Genomic DNA, 16,362 nt, shown 5'->3' with positions numbered 1-16,362 from the left:
CTGCATAGCGACTGTCGCACCGGCGATGACTGCGAGCGACTTTCTCCTTGAACATTCGAACATATCCACTCTCCATCGATTTCAAAATCGTGACTGCTATCTTTTCCATATTGCGCGACAGCATCGCCATCGTTGCGTCGCAATAGTTCGTTTTGATGTCCATGACGTCGGGGAGATGATTTTCGACTCACTTTTCTTTGCTGCATCGGCAGCAAGCAGGTGTGCACTTCGTTCAAGCGTACCTCGGCTACATCGTCATCAGGGGACCGACATGTCGAAGACGCAGGCGCCACACGCCAAAAATCTCACCGTTGACGGAGTCACCGTGAACGTTTCATCGCTCGACGAAGCCGTTTTATCGATCGTAGAAGCGGCCGAACGCGGCGATAACTTCAGTGTATGCACGCTCAATCTCGATCATGTCGTACATCTGCAACAAAAGCCCGATTTTCGCGCGGCCTACCGGCGCGCACGCTTCGTGACTGCGGATGGCTTTCCGATCGTCGTTCTCAGTCATCTGCTTGGCAAACCTATTTCACGAACAACCGGCGCTGATCTTGCTGCTCCCTTGTGCGAAGCTGCAGGCAAGAAAGGGCTTCCCATCTTTCTGTTCGGCTCCGACAGGCCAACGCTGGACAAGACCGCAGCGGAATTGCGCAAACGATATCAGGGCTTGCAGATCGTCGGCACCTTCGCGCCTGGTCGCAACTTCGAGGCCTATTCAGCGGAAGCCGATACAGCGATTGCACAGATCCGCGCATCCGGTGCAAAGCTCTGTTTCCTCGCGCTGGGCGCCCCGCGGCAGGAAGTGTTTGCGTCGCGCTGTATCGATGAGCTGGACGGGACGGGCTGCCTGTGTTTCGGCGCGGCGCTGGACTTCATCGCAGGTACACAAATTCGCGCACCGATGTTCACCCAACGTGCCGGTCTCGAATGGGCCTGGCGCATGTTGCGGGATCCGCGCCGCCTTGCGCCCCGTTACGCACGCTGCGCTGCCGCCGTGCCACGTTTGATCGCCAGTACGCTTCCACAAATCCTGAACGCTCGCATGAGGAAAGCCGCATGACCTCGACACTCACTCTGGGTCTTCGCGCCCGGAACGCCGCGCCGGCCAAGCAACGCTACCAGATCTGCCTCATCCACCCCTTCGATCCGCGCGGCCAAAAGGTGGGTGGGCTAGAGACCTATATCCGCGACTTCATCACCTTCCATCCCACGGACACGGACATCCTGTTCGTTGGCGTGGATTCGATCGGCGACCTCAAGCTCGGCGAAGTGCGACGGCTGACTTTCCGCGGGCGCGACTTCGACTTTCTCCCGATCCTGCACTATTCCGACCAGCAGGCCCGAGAGGCCGCGCGCACCATCCGCTCATCACTCACCGGCCAGTTCTTCATGGCGTTACTGCGCTATTTCGGACCGGTGTCGCGCTTGATCCGCGAGCGCGGCTGCACGGTTGATCTGCGCCGCGTCGAATTTTCCTGGCTGCCGACGCTGCTGCGCCGCCCCTTCATCCAGATGCTGCATGGCGAGGGCGCGCCGAAGCTGCAGATGGATTCGCTCCTCAAGAAGTATTCGTTCGTGCACAATATCGGCGAGCGTTTCGCGGTCACGACCAGCGCAAAATTTCTGTGCGTGAATCCGTTCATCACTGAACGGCTGCAAAAGACCTATCCCGGCCAGAGCGGCAAGATCGATACGCTATGGACCTGGGTCAATACCGACATCTTCAAACCGCAGCCGTTTCCGGCGATGACCGAGCCGTTCCGAATCATCTTCGCGGGACGCCTTGACGAGTTCAAGGATCCGCCGTTGATGTTCAGCACCATCGCCCGCCTGCGCGAGCGGCTGCATGGCCATCTCGAATTCCATTATATCGGGACCAGCGATCCGCATCGCTTTGCCGAATTCGCCGCGATCGAAGACATCACGATCCGGCACGGCTTCAAGGACGCTGTCGGCATGGCCGCAACACTGGCCAATGCCCATGCAGGCATCCTGACGTCGGAGTTCGAGGGCATGCCGCGTTGCGTGCTCGAGACGCTTGCGGTCGGCCGCCCGGTCGTCGCCGTGCACCTGCCGCAACTGGAGTCAGTAATTCATGATGGCGAGAGCGGCTATCTCATTTCCCGCAGCTCATCCCGCGACGAGATGATCGAGAACCTGGCCCAACGTTTCCTCGATACCCGCGATGCGATCGGCACAGGCGAAATCAACCCGGTGCAGGTTGCCAGCGCGATCGATAATTTCACACCAGCAACACAGCTGGCGCGCGTCTTTACCTATCACCAGGACATCCAGAATGCGCGCAACATGACGATGACGCCCTCCGCGGCACACTGAGGTTATTTGTGAATATCCTGTTGTTATCGAGCGAATATGCTCCCGCACGCGGCGGGATAGGCACCTACGCCCACGAGATCGCATTGGCCGCAACGCAGCTCGGCGCACGGGTGACGCTGGTCGCTCCCGATTACGCACAGGATATGTCAGCCGACGATCGCGCCATGCCCTTCGCAATCCACCGCTTCAGCGGCGGATTGCATTCGGCGCGCGATCTGCCCGCCAAGATCATGCTGGCGCGCAGCCGCATTGGTACGGCTCCGTTCGATGTGGTGCATGCCGCCGACTGGCCATTCTTCATTCCGGTCGCACTCGCGCGCGGCCGCACGCCGGCGCGGATGCTGATGACCGTGCATGGTACAGAGATCAATGAGACTCAGACGCCACTGAAGCGGCTGGCGATCCGGTTCAGTGGCGTGTTCGGGCCACGCACCGAGGTCGCTGCCAATAGCAACTTCACACGCGAGCTGTTCCGCAAGAGATTCACGATCGACGAACGCCGCATCCATGCCATTCGCCTTGGCGTCTCCGATTTCTGGTCCGGCCGGCGCAGCGATCGCGCTGCCACGCGCGCGATCTATGATATTGCGCCCGACCGGATCGTCATGGTCACCGTGGCGCGGCTCACGCGGCGCAAGGGACACCACCTCACACTCGCCGCCCTCGCGCAGCTTCCTGACGAATTACGTCAGCGCGTCACCTGGCTGGTCATCGGTCCGCAAGGAGAAGCTGACTATGTCGATGAGCTTCGCGGCATGATCGCTGCGTCGGACTGCGACATCAGGCTACTCGGCGCACTATCGAATGAAGAAATTCGCGACATCTACGGTGCGGCGGACTTCTTTTGTCTGACGGGTGTGCCGGATTCGTCCGGTCGCGTCGAAGGCTTCGGTCTCGTCTATCTTGAGGCCGGTGCCACGGGCCTGCCGAGCGTCGCAAGCAATATCGGAGGTGTGCCCGATGCGGTGCTCGCCGGCCAGTCTGGCCTTCTGGTCGCTCCCCGCGTTGACATGATCACCCATGTGATCCGGCAATTGGCCGAGAACGATGAGCTGCGGGCGCGCCTCGGCGCTGGTGCCGCCGCACATGCGCGAGATCTGTCGTGGGAACGCTGTGCCGCGGAAACCTATGGTTTGAAGCGGCCATCGCGATCGGAGGATGCCTTGCAGACCGGATCGGAGCTGAGGGCATCGGCATGAAACGGCTCGCTGCCATCATCGCACTGCTTGTGCTCACCGCAGGCGCCGCGCAGGCCGACAATTGCAACAAGAGCCGGGAGTATCTGCTCGGCGGCCTTGCAGGCGATCTCACCATGCCGCCACAGGCCTATGAAGGCCTGTTCAAGGTCTGCACCGCGACCGCGACGATGCCGAACGTCAAAGATGCCTACATCCTGAAGGATGGGGCCATCGCGGTGATTCCGAAACAAGACACGGTGGCCGCCACCGCGGCGACGCTGTCGCGATTCTGCGACGCCAACCCCAGAGCCACGCTACGCTTCATCTCCGCCAAGGAGCTCGTGCTAACGAAATCGACATCGGGCATTGTGCAGATGTCGTCAGGTTCCGCAACATCGTGTAAGAAGATCAAAGGTCTCACCTGAGCCAGAGGGAAATGCCGCCATGCTGAAGCGCATCTTTCGCTCCTCGTCCGAGGCATTCCGGACACGCTCCCCGGAACGCGATCGCATCACCGATGAACGGCTGGTTCTTGCCATTGCGGCGACCATCGACTCCGGCCTGCGCAGTGCAGAATACGAGCATGACGGCCTGAAGCGTCGGCTGGAAGACGTCATCTCCATCGCCGCAATTGTCGGCGGTAACGAGATCGAGGACGTCAACAGCCAGTCGGACCCGCGGGCGGAGCTCCTGCAGAAATCGGACGACGAGATTCGCATCGGCGAAGCACGGCTGCGGACACTCGAAAACAATATCGAACATTTCAGATCGCTGAAGCGGGACCTGAGACGGCGTTTCCCGGGCATCAATCTCGATGCCGCCGAGCCGGCGCCGAAATAGCGGTTTTCCACCGATCAAGACCAGCCCATCAAGATTCGACCGACCAGCACGCCATGCGCGGGTCAGTGACGCCACGACACGCTTCACGGTGATCGATGCGTCGTAGCCGAGTTCGATGCGATCGGGCATACTGATCGTGTAAATGCTATCCCTCACCTCGTCGCCGGCCACCACCCGTACCGTGATCGGCCCCGCCTGCCTCAATCCCGCCCCAGGGCTTCGCCCAAGGGGCGACCGGAGTATCTGCTTCCATGACTGACCGCGCCGACGCCATTGCCGCCAGGATCGAGACCTTCATCCGCGCCGAAGTCATCCCCTATGAGAAAGATCCGCGGACAGGTGCTCACGGCCCGAGCGACGAACTGGTGCAGGAACTGCGCGACAAGGCCCGCAAGGCCGGCGTGTTGACCCCGCACATTCTTGCGGATGGGTCGCATCTGACGCAGCGCGAAACGGCAAAGGCCCTGATCAAATCCGGTCTTTCGCCGCTGGGTCCGCTTGCCTGCAACACGATGGCGCCCGATGAGGGCAATATGTATCTCCTCGGCAAGGTCGGTACCGCCGAACAGAAGACGCGTTTTCTCGAACCGCTGGTGTCGGGCAAAGCACGCTCGGCATTCTTCATGACCGAGCCGGCAGGCGAAGGCGGCGCAGGCTCCGATCCGTCGATGATGCAGACCACCTGCAGGCTCGATGGCAATCACTGGGTGATCAACGGGCGGAAGAAGTTCATCACCGGCGCGGAAGGCGCCAAGGTCGGCATAGTCATGGCGAAGTCCGAGGACGGCGCTTGCATGTTCCTTGTCGATCTGCCCGATCCTGCGATCCGCACCCTGCGCGTGCTGGATACGATCGACAACTCGATGCCCGGCGGCCATGCAGAGATCGAGATCGACAACCTGCGTGTGCCTGCAGACCAGATGCTTGGCGCCTCAGGCGACGGTTTCAAATACGCGCAAATCCGCCTTAGCCCCGCGCGCCTGTCGCATTGCATGCGTTGGCTGGGTCTTGCGATCCGCGCCAATGAGATCGCGACTGACTATGCCTGTCGTCGCCATGCATTCGGGAAGGCCCTGATCGATCATGAAGGCGTCGGCTTCATGCTGGCGGAAAACCTGATCGATCTCAAACAATCGGAACTGATGATCGACTGGTGCGCGGACGTGCTCGATACCGGCTCGCTCGGCACGGCCGAAAGCTCGATGGCCAAGGTGGCCGTGTCGGAAGCGCTGATGCGGATAGCCGACCGTTGCGTGCAAGTGATGGGCGGCACCGGCGTTTCCGGCGAAACCATCGTCGAACAGGCCTTCCGCGAGATCCGCGCCTTCCGCATCTATGACGGCCCGACCGAAGTCCACAAATGGTCGCTCGCCAAGAAGATCAAGCGCGACTGGAAGACCGATCAGCCAGGCATACCGGCCGCCTAGACGTCGACCTCGACCTGCAGTACGTCATTGAACCGGTTGAATGCACCGCAGAGCGCAATGCGCCAGGTCAGTTCGACGATCTGCGCGTCGTTGAAATGCGCGCGCAGGCGCTCAAACATGGCGTCGCGGATGCGGTGCCAGTTGCTGGTCACGGCGATCGAATACTCCACCACCAGCCGGTCGACTTCGGTGAGCTCCGGGTGCTTCTCCCAGTCGAGCAGGTTTGCCGCACCTTCCGTCGTGATACCTTCAACCGCGAGCTTCGGCGTGTGCTGCGCAACGCAGAAGTCGCATTGATTGACCAGCGAGACAGCGACAATGGCGAGCTCGAGGTATCGCTTGGGTAGCACGCCTTCGTCGGCAAGCTGGGTGAGAAGGCGCCACATGTGCTCGAACACCGGCAGCCGGTTGGCCATTGCGGCGGCTTGGCCCTCGAACGGGCCATATGTGGTCATGCGATCCCACAAAGCCCTTAGGTGCTCGGGCAGCTGATCTCTTTTTTGCAGGGCAACGCGGGCCATATCGAAACTCCGGTTATCAGAAACGAGAGGATGTCTTGTCCGCGAGCGCAGAGCGCGGCTCGCGGCCAAAACCATCCGGCTTGAAGATCAGCAATACCACCAGCCCCACGCCAACGAGAAACAGGCGAATGGCGGCGAGTTCGGACGCCCCAAGACCAGGAACGAGGTCTATCAGAAACCGGCTGCCTTCCAGAAGGAAGATCAGTGTGAAGGCGCTGGCAACGACGCCGCGGTTGCTGCCGCGCCCGCCCACCACCACGGCCATGAAGGCATAAGCGGTGATGATCGGGCCGAATTGCGTGGGGTCGATGTAACTGTAATAGAATGCGTGCAAGCTGCCTGCGAGACCGAGGATCGCGCCGCCGATGGCAAACACCCGCACGCGGACGGCGAGCACGGACTTGCCGAGCGCTTCCACGACGCCGGGGTCGTCGCGCGTCGCACGCACAAGGCGCCCGAAGGGGGAGCGGGCCAGCGCCTGCAGGACGGTGTAGACGATCAGCACGGCCAGCAACGCCAGAAGCAAAAAGCCTGTATCGCCCCAACCGCGGGGCCACCATGCCTGGAACGGTCGTTCGATCCCCGAAACACCGAGCATGCCGCGGGTCAGCCAGCCTTCGTAGCTGATGACGAGGCGTAGGCATTCAGCAAAACCAAGCGTCACGATAGCGAGATAATCTTCGGACAACCGCACGGAGATGAGCGCGCTGACCGCACTCAACGCTGCCACGCCGAGCATGGCCATCCCCAGAGCGACCAGAGGTGGCAGCCCCTGCACCGTCAGCAAACCGGCGATATAGGCGCCGAGCATGTAGAAGCCGAACAGGCCGAAATTGACCAGACCGCCCATTCCCCATTGCAGATTGAGCGCGAGCCCTGCCAGCGCAGCCATCGCAACAAGCGTCAGAGTGGCGATAAGATAGACCGTCATTTGGTAACCCACCGCGTTCCAAACAGGCCCCAAGGCCGCACGAGCAGAAGCGCGACCATCACAAGGAATGTCACGATCATCCGGTAGTGCACGGGCATCACCAGCGTCGCCAGTTCCTCCGCAATACCGAGTGTCAGCGCGCCGGCGACGGCGGCCATCGGATTGGCAATGCCGCCGAGAATGGCCGCTGTGAACACAGGCAGCAGATAAGTCCAGCCCATCTGCGGCTCGACATTGGCATCCAGCCCGACGAGCACGCCGGACAGCGTTGTCAACATTCCGGCGATCAGCCAGACATAGGCGACGACGCGTGACCGCGAGATGCCGCGCACTGCTGCAAGGTCCGGGTTATCCGCCACGGCGCGCATCATTCTGCCAAGCCGCGTAAAGCGAAAAATGATCCACACCACAGCGAGCGCCGCAATGACCGTAACGAGAATGGTGAGCTGTTCGTGGTTCAGCCGGATATCGCCAAAACGCATCGGTCGCGCCACAGGCACGTTATAGGCCCGCGGCGAATTGCCGGCAAAGAAACGGATCACATTCTCCAGCGCGATGGCGACTCCCATGGAGGCCACCAGCAGCGTCACGCCTCCTCGATTGCGAAGCGGGCGATAGGCAAGCCAGTCGATACCGACAGCGATCACCGCAAAGAGTGCCGCGCCGGCACTAGCCGCAAGCCACAGCGGCATGCCCAGTAGGACATTGCCGATATAGACGAGATAGGCGCCGCAGGAGAGATAGGATCCAACCGCATAATTGGCAAAGCGCAACACGCTGAACGTCAGCGACAGCGCAAGCGCAGGCAATGCCAGCAACAGACCGGCGACAATGCCGTTGACGAGAAGCTGACCCATCACACCCCTCCGAGATAGAGGCGGCGGATATCCGGATCGGCGAGCACTTCGGCAGCGGGCGCGGCGAGGCGTATCCGCCCACCCACCAGAACCACGCCGTGATCCGCAGCGCCGAGGCCGAGGCGCGTGTTCTGCTCGACGATCAGCAGCGTCACTCCCGAGGCAGCCACCCGGCCTATCACCTCGAACAAAATCTCCGCATTGCGCGGTGACAATCCGGCGGAAGGTTCGTCCAGCGCCAAAACAGATGGCTCAGGCATCAGCGCCGCGGCCATCGCCACCATCTGCCGCTGGCCACCGCTGAGATGCCCGGCCGTGCTGCGAAGTTTAACGCGGATTTCCGGAAACAGGTCGAGCACGGCATCGAGGCGCTTCGCGAAAGATGGTGCCGAACGCGATGCCACGAACTCATAGCCGACCTGCAAGTTCTCCAGCACCGTCATGTTGCGGAAGATGTTGGCCTCCTGGGGCACGTAAGCGAGGCCACGCGCCGCGCGTGCAGGCGCACCGAGCGTCGTGACGTTCGCTTCACCGAACAGGACTTGGCCTGAGATCGGACGCAACAGGCCGACGGCCGTCTTCATCAGCGTCGATTTGCCGGAACCATTGGGGCCGACCACGACAAGTGTTTCACCTGCGCGAACCGAGAAGCTCACGCCATGCAGGATCGGGTGGCCGCCATAGCCAGCCACCACGTCGCGCAATTCCAGTCCTGTTGCGGAGGTCGTTATGACTGCGCCCCCAGATAGGCCGACGCGACCTCCGTATTGGCGATGACATCATCAAACCGGCCTTCGGTCAGCACCTGTCCCTCGGCCAGAACATAGACGTGGTCGCACAGCAGACGGACCATGCCCATATTGTGCTCCACCAGACCGAAAGTGGTGCCTTCCGCGCGTAGCGCCTGAACGAATTCCACGATCTCGCCGATCCGTGTCGGGTTCACGCCCGCACTCGGCTCATCCATCAATACGATACGCGGATCGAGCATCAGCGCGCGGCAGATCTCCAGCAACTTCTTCTGCCCGCCCGATAGTGTACCGGCTGGCGCGTCTGCAAGTTTCCAGAGATCGACGCGCTGCAGCAGTGCGCGGGCCTTGTCGATGGCTGCGTCCTCCTCGTCACGTACCGCGCGGCGGGACCAGAGCAGCGACAGGACGTTTTCCCCGCGCATATGAGGCTGCGCGACAAGGACGTTTTCAAGCACTGTGAGACTCGCCAGCTCGCGCGAGAGCTGAAAGGTCCGCGCCAGCCCGCGACGCGCCCGCCATGCCGGGCCATGCTGCGTCACGATCTCGCCGCCGAGCCGCACTTCGCCTGCGACAGGTCGCACCGCGCCGGCGAGCACGCTGAACAGCGTGGACTTGCCGGCCCCGTTGGGACCGATAAGTCCCGTAACGGCGCCCGCAGCGAGCTGCACCGATGCTCCATTCAGCGCCTTGAAGCCGCCTTCGTAGATAACGCTAACGTTGACGGCCTCGAGCATTGGTTCAGCGGATCTCGCCAACCAGCTTGCTGTCGCCTGCCTTGATCAGGAAGTGCCCGAACGTCAGGTCGGTCTGATCGCCATTGGGCGCAAAGCGGAAATCCGACGCTGCCCCCGCATAACGGAACGGCTTGCCTGCACGCAGCGCCTGGAGCGCTTCGGCCGGATCGCCGATCGAGGGGGCGTCGGCATTGACCAGTGCAGGAACTTCCACGCCGAAACGAACGCCGTCAGTGCTCTTGGCCTTCTCGATGGCCAGCGCCGTCAGCACGATCTGGTCGAACACCTGGGCACCGAAGGTCATGATGGTGCCGTCGGGCTTGCCGATTTCCTTCAGATAGCGGCTATAGGCGGCAGATTTGCCAACGGGCACCTGCTGGGTGTGATGCACGCCTTCAGCGACTTCGGCGCCGACATTCTTGACGAACTGACCGTTGCTGCCCGCGGCATTGCCAAACGCATAGATCTTGCTGTCATAGCCCGAGCGGAAAGCTTCCTTGGCGATAGCACTGAGCTCGTTGATATAGGCGGCAACGAACACGGCGTCCGGCTTCTTGCCGAAGATGCGCTCCACCTCGACCCGATAGGACGGCTGGCCAGCGTTGAAGCTGACTTCGTCCAGCACCTTGCCGCCGGCATCCGTGAAGGTCTTGCGGAACGGCTGAATGGTGCTCTGCGTAAAGGGCGTCTGCAGCACGAGGATCGAGGCGGTCTTGATGCCATCCTTGGCCATCGCCTTGCTGAAGGCCTCGCCCCAGCTCTTGCCATTGGTCTGGAAACGCCAGACCAGATTCTTGTTGTCGCCGTCGGTGATTTCATCGGCTGAGCCGTTGACGGTGAGAAGCACGCCCTTCTCGAGCGTAATCGGCTTGACCGCCAGCGCGACGGCACTGCTCCATACGCCTGCGATCGATGCGACCTTGTCCACGTCAATCAGCTTGCGTGCGGCAGCGACACCGGCGGTCGGCTGCGTCTCGTCATCCGCCACGATCAGTTCCAGCGGGCGACCGAGAACCCCACCGGCGTCGTTGATAATTTTCACGGCGGCGCGAGCCGCTTGCTCTTCCTCCTGGCCGTAAGGTCCGCCGATCCCCGTCAACGGAGCGAGCAATCCGATACGAATCGGTGATTGCTGAGCAAGCGACATTGGCGACGAAGCGAGGCTCGCTGCGAGCGCAACCGATGTAGCCAAAAGAGCGCGGCGGGACAGATACGAGGTAAGCACGATGATCTCCAGGATGCGTCACGGGCGAGCCCATGGAACAGATCTCTGCCCATGCCGGCCGTCGAACGCCGCAAGCCGTGAAACAGCCATGACATGCATGTCAATGCTACCCACGAAAGAAGCGCTTTTAGCCTCGTTTACATCGCTATGGAACCTCGCGCGAACCGGGACACAGCCGGGAAAGAGATTTTTATTCTCGCACTCATAAGACGCATGGTGCTTGCGATAACCTGAATGGGTGTATCGATTTCGTGTCTCCAATCCGCCCGGTATCACGGGACATCAGCACAACTTCCGCCATGGAAGGAGCCGCGGGCAGGCCTCGTCAAACAGACAAGCTGGCTCTTCATTCGGTCGCCTATGGAGAGCAAACCGCCTTCTCTCTTCGCAAGGATTTCGAGAAAAACCGTCTCACTTCGATCGTTGCGCCAGTGGGCTTGTTCTGAAGATGGTGCCATCGCATCTGCGCGCTGGACGCATTGCCTGATTTCCTGAAGTGTAGTTGCAACTTCTCCAAAGCGCACACTTATGCCGCATCAGCAGGCACCGAAGAGACATATCATGAAGACAGCAAGATTTCTGTACGTCGGCGCGCTCGCATTGGGCTTTGTCGCGGCGACTATGCAAGGCGTTCGGGCCGAGACGGCCCAACTCCGCATCGCGCAGCAATTCGGCATCGCCTATCTCCCGCTCATCGTCGCCAGCGAACGAGGCTTGATCGAGGACGAAGCCAAGGCACTTGGCATCACGCCGCCGAAGATCGAATGGCTGCGGCTCTCGGGCGCCGCATCGATGAATGAAGCACTGATTTCCGGCGGGCTGGATTTCGCGACCGCTGGCATTACGCCGATGATCCTGACCTGGGACAAGACGCGGACCACAGCCAAGATCATCGGCGTCGCCGCGCTGGGATCGATGGCCAATATCCTGACCACCAACAATCCGAACATCAAGACACTCGCTGACTTCACCGAGAAGGATCGCATCGCGCTGCCGTCAGTCAAGGTCGGCTTCCAGCCGATCGTGCTGCAGATGGCCGCCGACAAGGCGTTCGGCAAATACGACAAGCTCGACGAACTAACCGTCAGCATGCCGCATCCGGACGCAACGGCGCAGATCCTGTCCGGTCGCTCCGAGATCACGGCACACTTCACCTCGCCGCCGTTCTCGCAGCAGCAGCTCGCCAGCGGCAAGGTGCACCAAGTGCTGAACAGCTACGACGTGCTCGGCGGCCCGCATACTTTCAACGTGGTCTATGCCACCACAAAATTCGTCAACGACAATCCGAAGACGATCCAGGCCTTCGTGCGCGGGCTCGACCGCGCCAATGACTGGATCAAGGCCAATCCGAAAGAAGCCACCGCGCTCTACATCAAGGCGGAAAACTCGAAGCTCACGCCGGACTTCGTCGAGAGCATCATTCGCGACAAGAACATCAACTTCACCACAATTCCCGAGGGCGCGCAGAAATTCGCCGACTTCGAAGCCAAGGTCGGCCTCATCAAGCAGGCGCCGGCGTCGTGGCGGGATCTGTTCTGGTCCGGCCTCGGAGAGAAGCCGGGGAGCTGACGTGAACGTCGCACCGCGATCGGCTGACTTCGTCGGTGACGCCGTAACGGCGCCGCTGCTGGCGCTCGACCATGTCAGCATCAGCTATCCCACCCGCGACGGCATCCTCACGGCCGTCGAGGATGTCAGCTTCACGCTTTCGGCCGGCGAGCGGCTGGTGCTGCTCGGCCCATCGGGCTGCGGCAAGTCCACGCTGTTGCGTACGGTGGGCGGTTTCCTGAAGCCGAGCACCGGCGAGATCCGGCTACACGGGCGGCGCATCGATGCGCCCGGCCCTGACCGCATGACGGTGTTTCAGGAATTCGACCAGTTGCTGCCATGGCGCACGGTGCTGGGCAATGTCCGTTACGCGCTGGAGCGCGGCAAGTCGCTGCCGCGCCGGCAGGCGGAGGATGTCGCGCGTCACTGGCTCAGCCGCGTCGGGCTGAAGAATTTCGTCGATGCCTATCCGCATACATTGTCCGGCGGCATGAAGCAGCGCGTCGCCATTGCTCGTGCCTTCGCGCTCGAGCCTGCATTGCTCTTGATGGACGAGCCGTTCGCTGCACTGGATGCGCTGACGCGTCGACAGATGCAGGACGAACTGCTCAAGCTGTGCGAGGAGACCGGGAGCACGGCGCTATTCGTCACCCACGGCATCGACGAAGCGATCCGCGTCGGCACCCGCATCCTCGCACTGACGCCGCATCCCGGTCGGCTGGCCGCGGCATTCGACGTGCCAACCGACACCCGCATCCGCGGCACCGCGCGCTTCGCTGAGCTGGAACGGCAGATCCAGCAGAGCGTTTTCGCCGATCCGGAAACCGAACATGTCTGATATCGCTGCGCCGAAACTGGTGCGCGCGTCCGCTTTGCGGCGCGTGTTCGATGGTACGCCGTGGCGCCGCGCCGTGATCCTCGCGGGCTTTGCGTTGATCTGGGAGCTTTATGCGCGCTGGCTCGACAACGCGCTGCTGCTGCCGACCATGGGCGCGACTTTGTCGGCGCTGTGGGCGGCGATCGTCTCCGGTGAACTGCCGGACCGCACCCTGACGTCGCTGCGCGTCCTGATCACGGGCTATGCGCTGGGCGTCGCCGTCGCCGCGATCCTCACCACCCTCGCCGCGCTGTCACGCTGGGGCAACGAAGCGCTCGGCCTTCTGACCTCGATGTTCAATCCGCTTCCCGCCATCGCGCTGCTGCCGGTTGCGCTGCTGTGGTTCGGCATCGGCACGCCGAGCCTGATCTTCGTCATCGTCCATTCGGTGCTGTGGCCGGTGGCGCTCGCCTGCTATGGCGGCTTTCTCGCCGTGCCACCGACGCTGCGGATGGCTGGCCGCAATCTCGGCCTGTCCGGCGGCCGGTTCGTGGTGGAGATCCTGGTGCCTGCAGCGTTTCCGCAAATCCTGTCGGGCCTACGGATCGGCTGGGCCTTCGCATGGCGAACCTTGATCGCGGCCGAACTGGTATTCGGCGTCAGCGCGCGCTCCGGCGGTCTCGGCTGGTTCATCTACACCAGCCGTGCACAGCTGGAAACGGCCAGCGTGTTCGCGGGACTGCTCACGGTCATCCTGATCGGCCTCATTGTTGAAGGCGTGATCTTCCGGACGCTGACGCGGATTACCGTTCAGCGCTGGGGCCAGGAGCAGGCCTGAGCGAGCAATCTGCGGCGGCAATACCGGAAGCACAACGTTCTCCGGATGGCGGCATTGTGCAGAGCGATCAACCCATGATCATCCTGGTTTTTGGAATTCCCCAGATCGCCTGCTTGGGACTCTAATGCGTCATCAATGATGGTGCCTTTCACGCCCCAATGCAGGACAACGACAATGCATGCCAGACGAATGATCTTGAAAGCCGCCATCGCCATGGGTCTCGGCGTGGCTGTCGTCTCCGCTCCCACGCTGATCGGTTCCGGATCAGCACACGCGCAGGAGAAGACCGTCCGGATTGGCTTCCAAAAATACGGCAAGCTGGTTCTGCTGAAGAGCAAGGGGAGTTTGGAGCCACGCCTGAAGGCACTTGGCTGGAACATCAAGTGGACGGAGTTTTCGGCAGGCCCCGCGCTGCTGGAAGCGATCAATGTCGGTGCGCTCGATTTCGGCAACACCGGCGAGGCGCCGCCGATCTTCGCGCAAGCCGCCGGCGCACCGATCCGCTATGTCGCCTATGAGCCGCCAGCGCCAAAGGGCGAAGCGATCCTGGTGCCGAAAGGCAGTCCGATCAAATCGGTCACCGAGCTGAAGGGCAAGAAGGTCGCGCTCAACAAGGGCTCCAACGTTCACTATCTCCTCGTCAAGGCGCTGGAGAAAGCCAATGTCAAATATTCCGACATCACACCGGTGTTCCTGGCGCCGGCTGACGCGCGCGCGGCGTTCGAGCGCGGAGCCGTTGATGCCTGGGTGATCTGGGATCCGTTCCAGGCAGCCGCTGAAGCCGCGATCGACGCGACGGTTCTCGCCGACGGCACCGATACCGTGTCGAACTACCAGTTCTATCTGTCATCGCAGAAATTCCTGGAATCCGATCCCAAGGTGGTCGATGCGATTCTCGAAGGCCTGCGGGAAGTCGACGACTGGGCCAAGACAGACATCAAGTCGGTGGCCGAACAGCTCAGCCCCTCGGTCGGCCTGCCGGTTCCTGTCCTGGAGGTCGCGCTCAAGCGGCAGGCCTACGGGATCAAGCCGATTGATCGCAAGGTCATCACCGAGCAGCAGCAACTGGCCGATACGTTTCTCGCACTCGGACTGATCCCGAAAGCCATTGCCGTAGCCGACGCCGCCGGGACACCCGCACCATGACCGCTGCCGACGACGCTCTCAAGATTCTCTGGTTCCTGCCAACCAGCGGCGACGGCCACTATCTCGGAACCACGGCCGGTGCGCGCGAGGTCGATTTCGACTATCTGCGGCAGATTGCGCGTGCCGCGGACAAGCTCGGCTATTACGGGGCCCTGCTCCCGACCGGGCGCAATTGCGAAGACTCCTGGGTCATCGCATCGGCCATCGCGCCGTGGACGGAACGATTGCGCTATCTCGTCGCCGTGCGCCCCGGACTGCAGTCGCCCACGGTGGCGGCGCGCATGACTGCCACGCTGGATCGCCTGACCAACGGACGATTGCTCATCAACATTGTGACGGGCGGCGATGCCGTCGAGAACAAGGGCGATGGCGTCTTCCTCGATCACGACGAACGCTATGAAGTCACCCGTGAATTTCTGAATGTTTACGCGCGGGAGCTCGCCGGCGAAGCCGTCACTGTCGCGGGCAAGCACATCACGGTCGAAGACGGTCGTATCCTCTATCCACCGATCCAGACACCTCATCCGCCGTTCTATTTTGGCGGCTCGTCCGATGCCGGCATCGATGTCGCCGTCGATACCGTCGACAAATACCTGACCTGGGGTGAGCCCCCGGCCCAGGTCGCGGAGAAGATCGCACGCGTGCGCGGGATTGCCGAGCAGCGCGGCCGCAAGATTACGTTCGGCATTCGGCTGCATGTCATCGTCCGCCATACCAACGAGGCGGCTTGGAAGGCCGCCGACGAACTGATCGAGCATCTCACCGACGACACGATCGCATCCGCGCAGCAAATTCTCGGGCGAATGGATTCCGTCGGCCAGCAGCGCATGTCGCAATTGCACGGCGGTCGGCGCGACCGGCTCGAGGTCAGCCCGAATCTGTGGGCCGGCGTTGGCCTGGTGCGCGGCGGCGCCGGCACGGCGCTGGTCGGCGATCCCGCCACCGTCGCCGCACGCATCCGCGAATATCAGGACCTCGGCATAGATACCTTCATCTTGTCCGGCTATCCGCATCTCGAAGAGGCCTATCGGTTTGCGGAACTGGTGTTCCCGCTGCTGTCGCTGCAACAAAACAATGTCCGGCAGTTCCGCGCCAATACCGGCCCGTTCGGAGAGCCACTCGCAGATCACCGCCGGGCGACCGCAAAAGTTTGATGCGCCGCCGGTCTTGATCCCAGCGGCGCAATGACGCCGCGGCATCTGGAG

General features: G+C 62.0%; 17 protein-coding genes. 11 read left to right on the top strand and 6 right to left on the bottom strand.

Features of this window, described 5'->3' with window-relative positions; genetic code table 11:
• Positions 1-25: 25 nt before the first annotated feature.
• From AB7828_RS28585 to AB7828_RS28560, 6 genes are all read left to right on the top strand, one after another.
• Positions 26-1,066: a WecB/TagA/CpsF family glycosyltransferase gene (locus AB7828_RS28585; protein ID WP_441231826.1), complete on the top strand. Its 1,041-nt coding sequence runs from the start codon at positions 26-28 to the stop codon at positions 1,064-1,066.
• Positions 1,063-2,343, top strand: a complete 1,281-nt coding sequence (locus AB7828_RS28580; protein WP_439063131.1) for a glycosyltransferase — start codon at positions 1,063-1,065, stop codon at positions 2,341-2,343. Before AB7828_RS28585 ends, AB7828_RS28580 begins: the two co-directional genes overlap by 4 nt.
• 8 nt (positions 2,344-2,351) lie before the next feature.
• Entirely contained in the window at positions 2,352-3,542 is a 1,191-nt protein-coding gene (locus tag AB7828_RS28575) for a glycosyltransferase family 4 protein (protein ID WP_441231825.1), read from the top strand.
• Positions 3,539-3,946: a hypothetical protein gene (locus AB7828_RS28570; RefSeq protein WP_441231824.1), complete on the top strand. Its 408-nt coding sequence runs from the start codon at positions 3,539-3,541 to the stop codon at positions 3,944-3,946. Before AB7828_RS28575 ends, AB7828_RS28570 begins: the two co-directional genes overlap by 4 nt.
• A gap of 19 nt (positions 3,947-3,965) precedes the next feature.
• Positions 3,966-4,361: a hypothetical protein gene (locus AB7828_RS28565; protein WP_441231823.1), complete on the top strand. Its 396-nt coding sequence runs from the start codon at positions 3,966-3,968 to the stop codon at positions 4,359-4,361.
• 251 nt (positions 4,362-4,612) lie between these two features.
• Positions 4,613-5,788: an acyl-CoA dehydrogenase family protein gene (locus AB7828_RS28560; RefSeq protein ID WP_441231822.1), complete on the top strand. Its 1,176-nt coding sequence runs from the start codon at positions 4,613-4,615 to the stop codon at positions 5,786-5,788.
• On the opposite strand, the gene AB7828_RS28555 is transcribed toward AB7828_RS28560, so the two are convergent.
• The 6 genes from AB7828_RS28555 to AB7828_RS28530 form a co-directional block, all read right to left on the bottom strand.
• A complete protein-coding gene (locus AB7828_RS28555; protein WP_441231821.1) occupies positions 5,785-6,243 on the bottom strand; it encodes a carboxymuconolactone decarboxylase family protein in 459 nt (152 codons plus the stop codon). The genes AB7828_RS28560 and AB7828_RS28555 overlap by 4 nt on opposite strands.
• An 82-nt stretch (positions 6,244-6,325) precedes the next feature.
• On the bottom strand, positions 6,326-7,240 hold the full coding sequence (locus AB7828_RS28550) for a branched-chain amino acid ABC transporter permease (RefSeq protein ID WP_441231820.1): 915 nt from the start codon (positions 7,238-7,240) through the stop codon (positions 6,326-6,328).
• Entirely contained in the window at positions 7,237-8,097 is an 861-nt protein-coding gene (locus tag AB7828_RS28545; RefSeq protein ID WP_439073766.1) for a branched-chain amino acid ABC transporter permease, read from the bottom strand. Before AB7828_RS28545 ends, AB7828_RS28550 begins: the two co-directional genes overlap by 4 nt.
• Positions 8,097-8,792 (bottom strand): ABC transporter ATP-binding protein, encoded by a 696-nt coding sequence (locus AB7828_RS28540; protein ID WP_441232333.1) that lies wholly within the window; start codon positions 8,790-8,792, stop codon positions 8,097-8,099. Before AB7828_RS28540 ends, AB7828_RS28545 begins: the two co-directional genes overlap by 1 nt.
• Before the next feature lie 32 nt (positions 8,793-8,824).
• Positions 8,825-9,583: an ABC transporter ATP-binding protein gene (locus AB7828_RS28535; RefSeq protein WP_441231819.1), complete on the bottom strand. Its 759-nt coding sequence runs from the start codon at positions 9,581-9,583 to the stop codon at positions 8,825-8,827.
• Between the two features lie 4 nt (positions 9,584-9,587).
• Positions 9,588-10,808: an ABC transporter substrate-binding protein gene (locus AB7828_RS28530; RefSeq protein ID WP_441231818.1), complete on the bottom strand. Its 1,221-nt coding sequence runs from the start codon at positions 10,806-10,808 to the stop codon at positions 9,588-9,590.
• A 561-nt stretch (positions 10,809-11,369) separates the two neighbouring features.
• Between AB7828_RS28530 and AB7828_RS28525 the strand changes: the two genes are divergently transcribed.
• From AB7828_RS28525 to ssuD, 5 genes are all read left to right on the top strand, one after another.
• On the top strand, positions 11,370-12,377 hold the full coding sequence (locus AB7828_RS28525; protein WP_441231817.1) for an ABC transporter substrate-binding protein: 1,008 nt from the start codon (positions 11,370-11,372) through the stop codon (positions 12,375-12,377).
• A gap of 1 nt (position 12,378) precedes the next feature.
• The gene (locus AB7828_RS28520; protein ID WP_441231816.1) at positions 12,379-13,194 is read left to right on the top strand and encodes an ABC transporter ATP-binding protein; all 816 of its coding nucleotides are present in this window, start codon (positions 12,379-12,381) and stop codon (positions 13,192-13,194) included.
• A complete protein-coding gene (locus AB7828_RS28515; RefSeq protein ID WP_441231815.1) occupies positions 13,187-14,011 on the top strand; it encodes an ABC transporter permease in 825 nt (274 codons plus the stop codon). Before AB7828_RS28520 ends, AB7828_RS28515 begins: the two co-directional genes overlap by 8 nt.
• A gap of 174 nt (positions 14,012-14,185) precedes the next feature.
• Positions 14,186-15,157, top strand: coding sequence for a sulfonate ABC transporter substrate-binding protein (locus AB7828_RS28510; protein WP_441231814.1), 972 nt, complete (start codon positions 14,186-14,188; stop codon positions 15,155-15,157).
• Positions 15,154-16,311 carry an FMNH2-dependent alkanesulfonate monooxygenase gene (gene ssuD / locus AB7828_RS28505; protein ID WP_441231813.1) on the top strand — a complete coding sequence of 386 codons (1,158 nt, stop codon included), beginning with the start codon at positions 15,154-15,156 and terminating at the stop codon, positions 16,309-16,311. Before AB7828_RS28510 ends, ssuD begins: the two co-directional genes overlap by 4 nt.
• Positions 16,312-16,362 lie beyond the last annotated feature (51 nt).

Origin of the sequence: Tardiphaga sp. 215_C5_N2_1 (assembly GCF_052076055.1) — a bacterium.
GTDB classification, from domain to species: Bacteria; Pseudomonadota; Alphaproteobacteria; order Rhizobiales; family Xanthobacteraceae; genus Tardiphaga; species Tardiphaga robiniae.
Note: the sequence above shows the minus strand (reverse complement) of the source record. Positions and strands in the feature narration are given on the sequence as shown.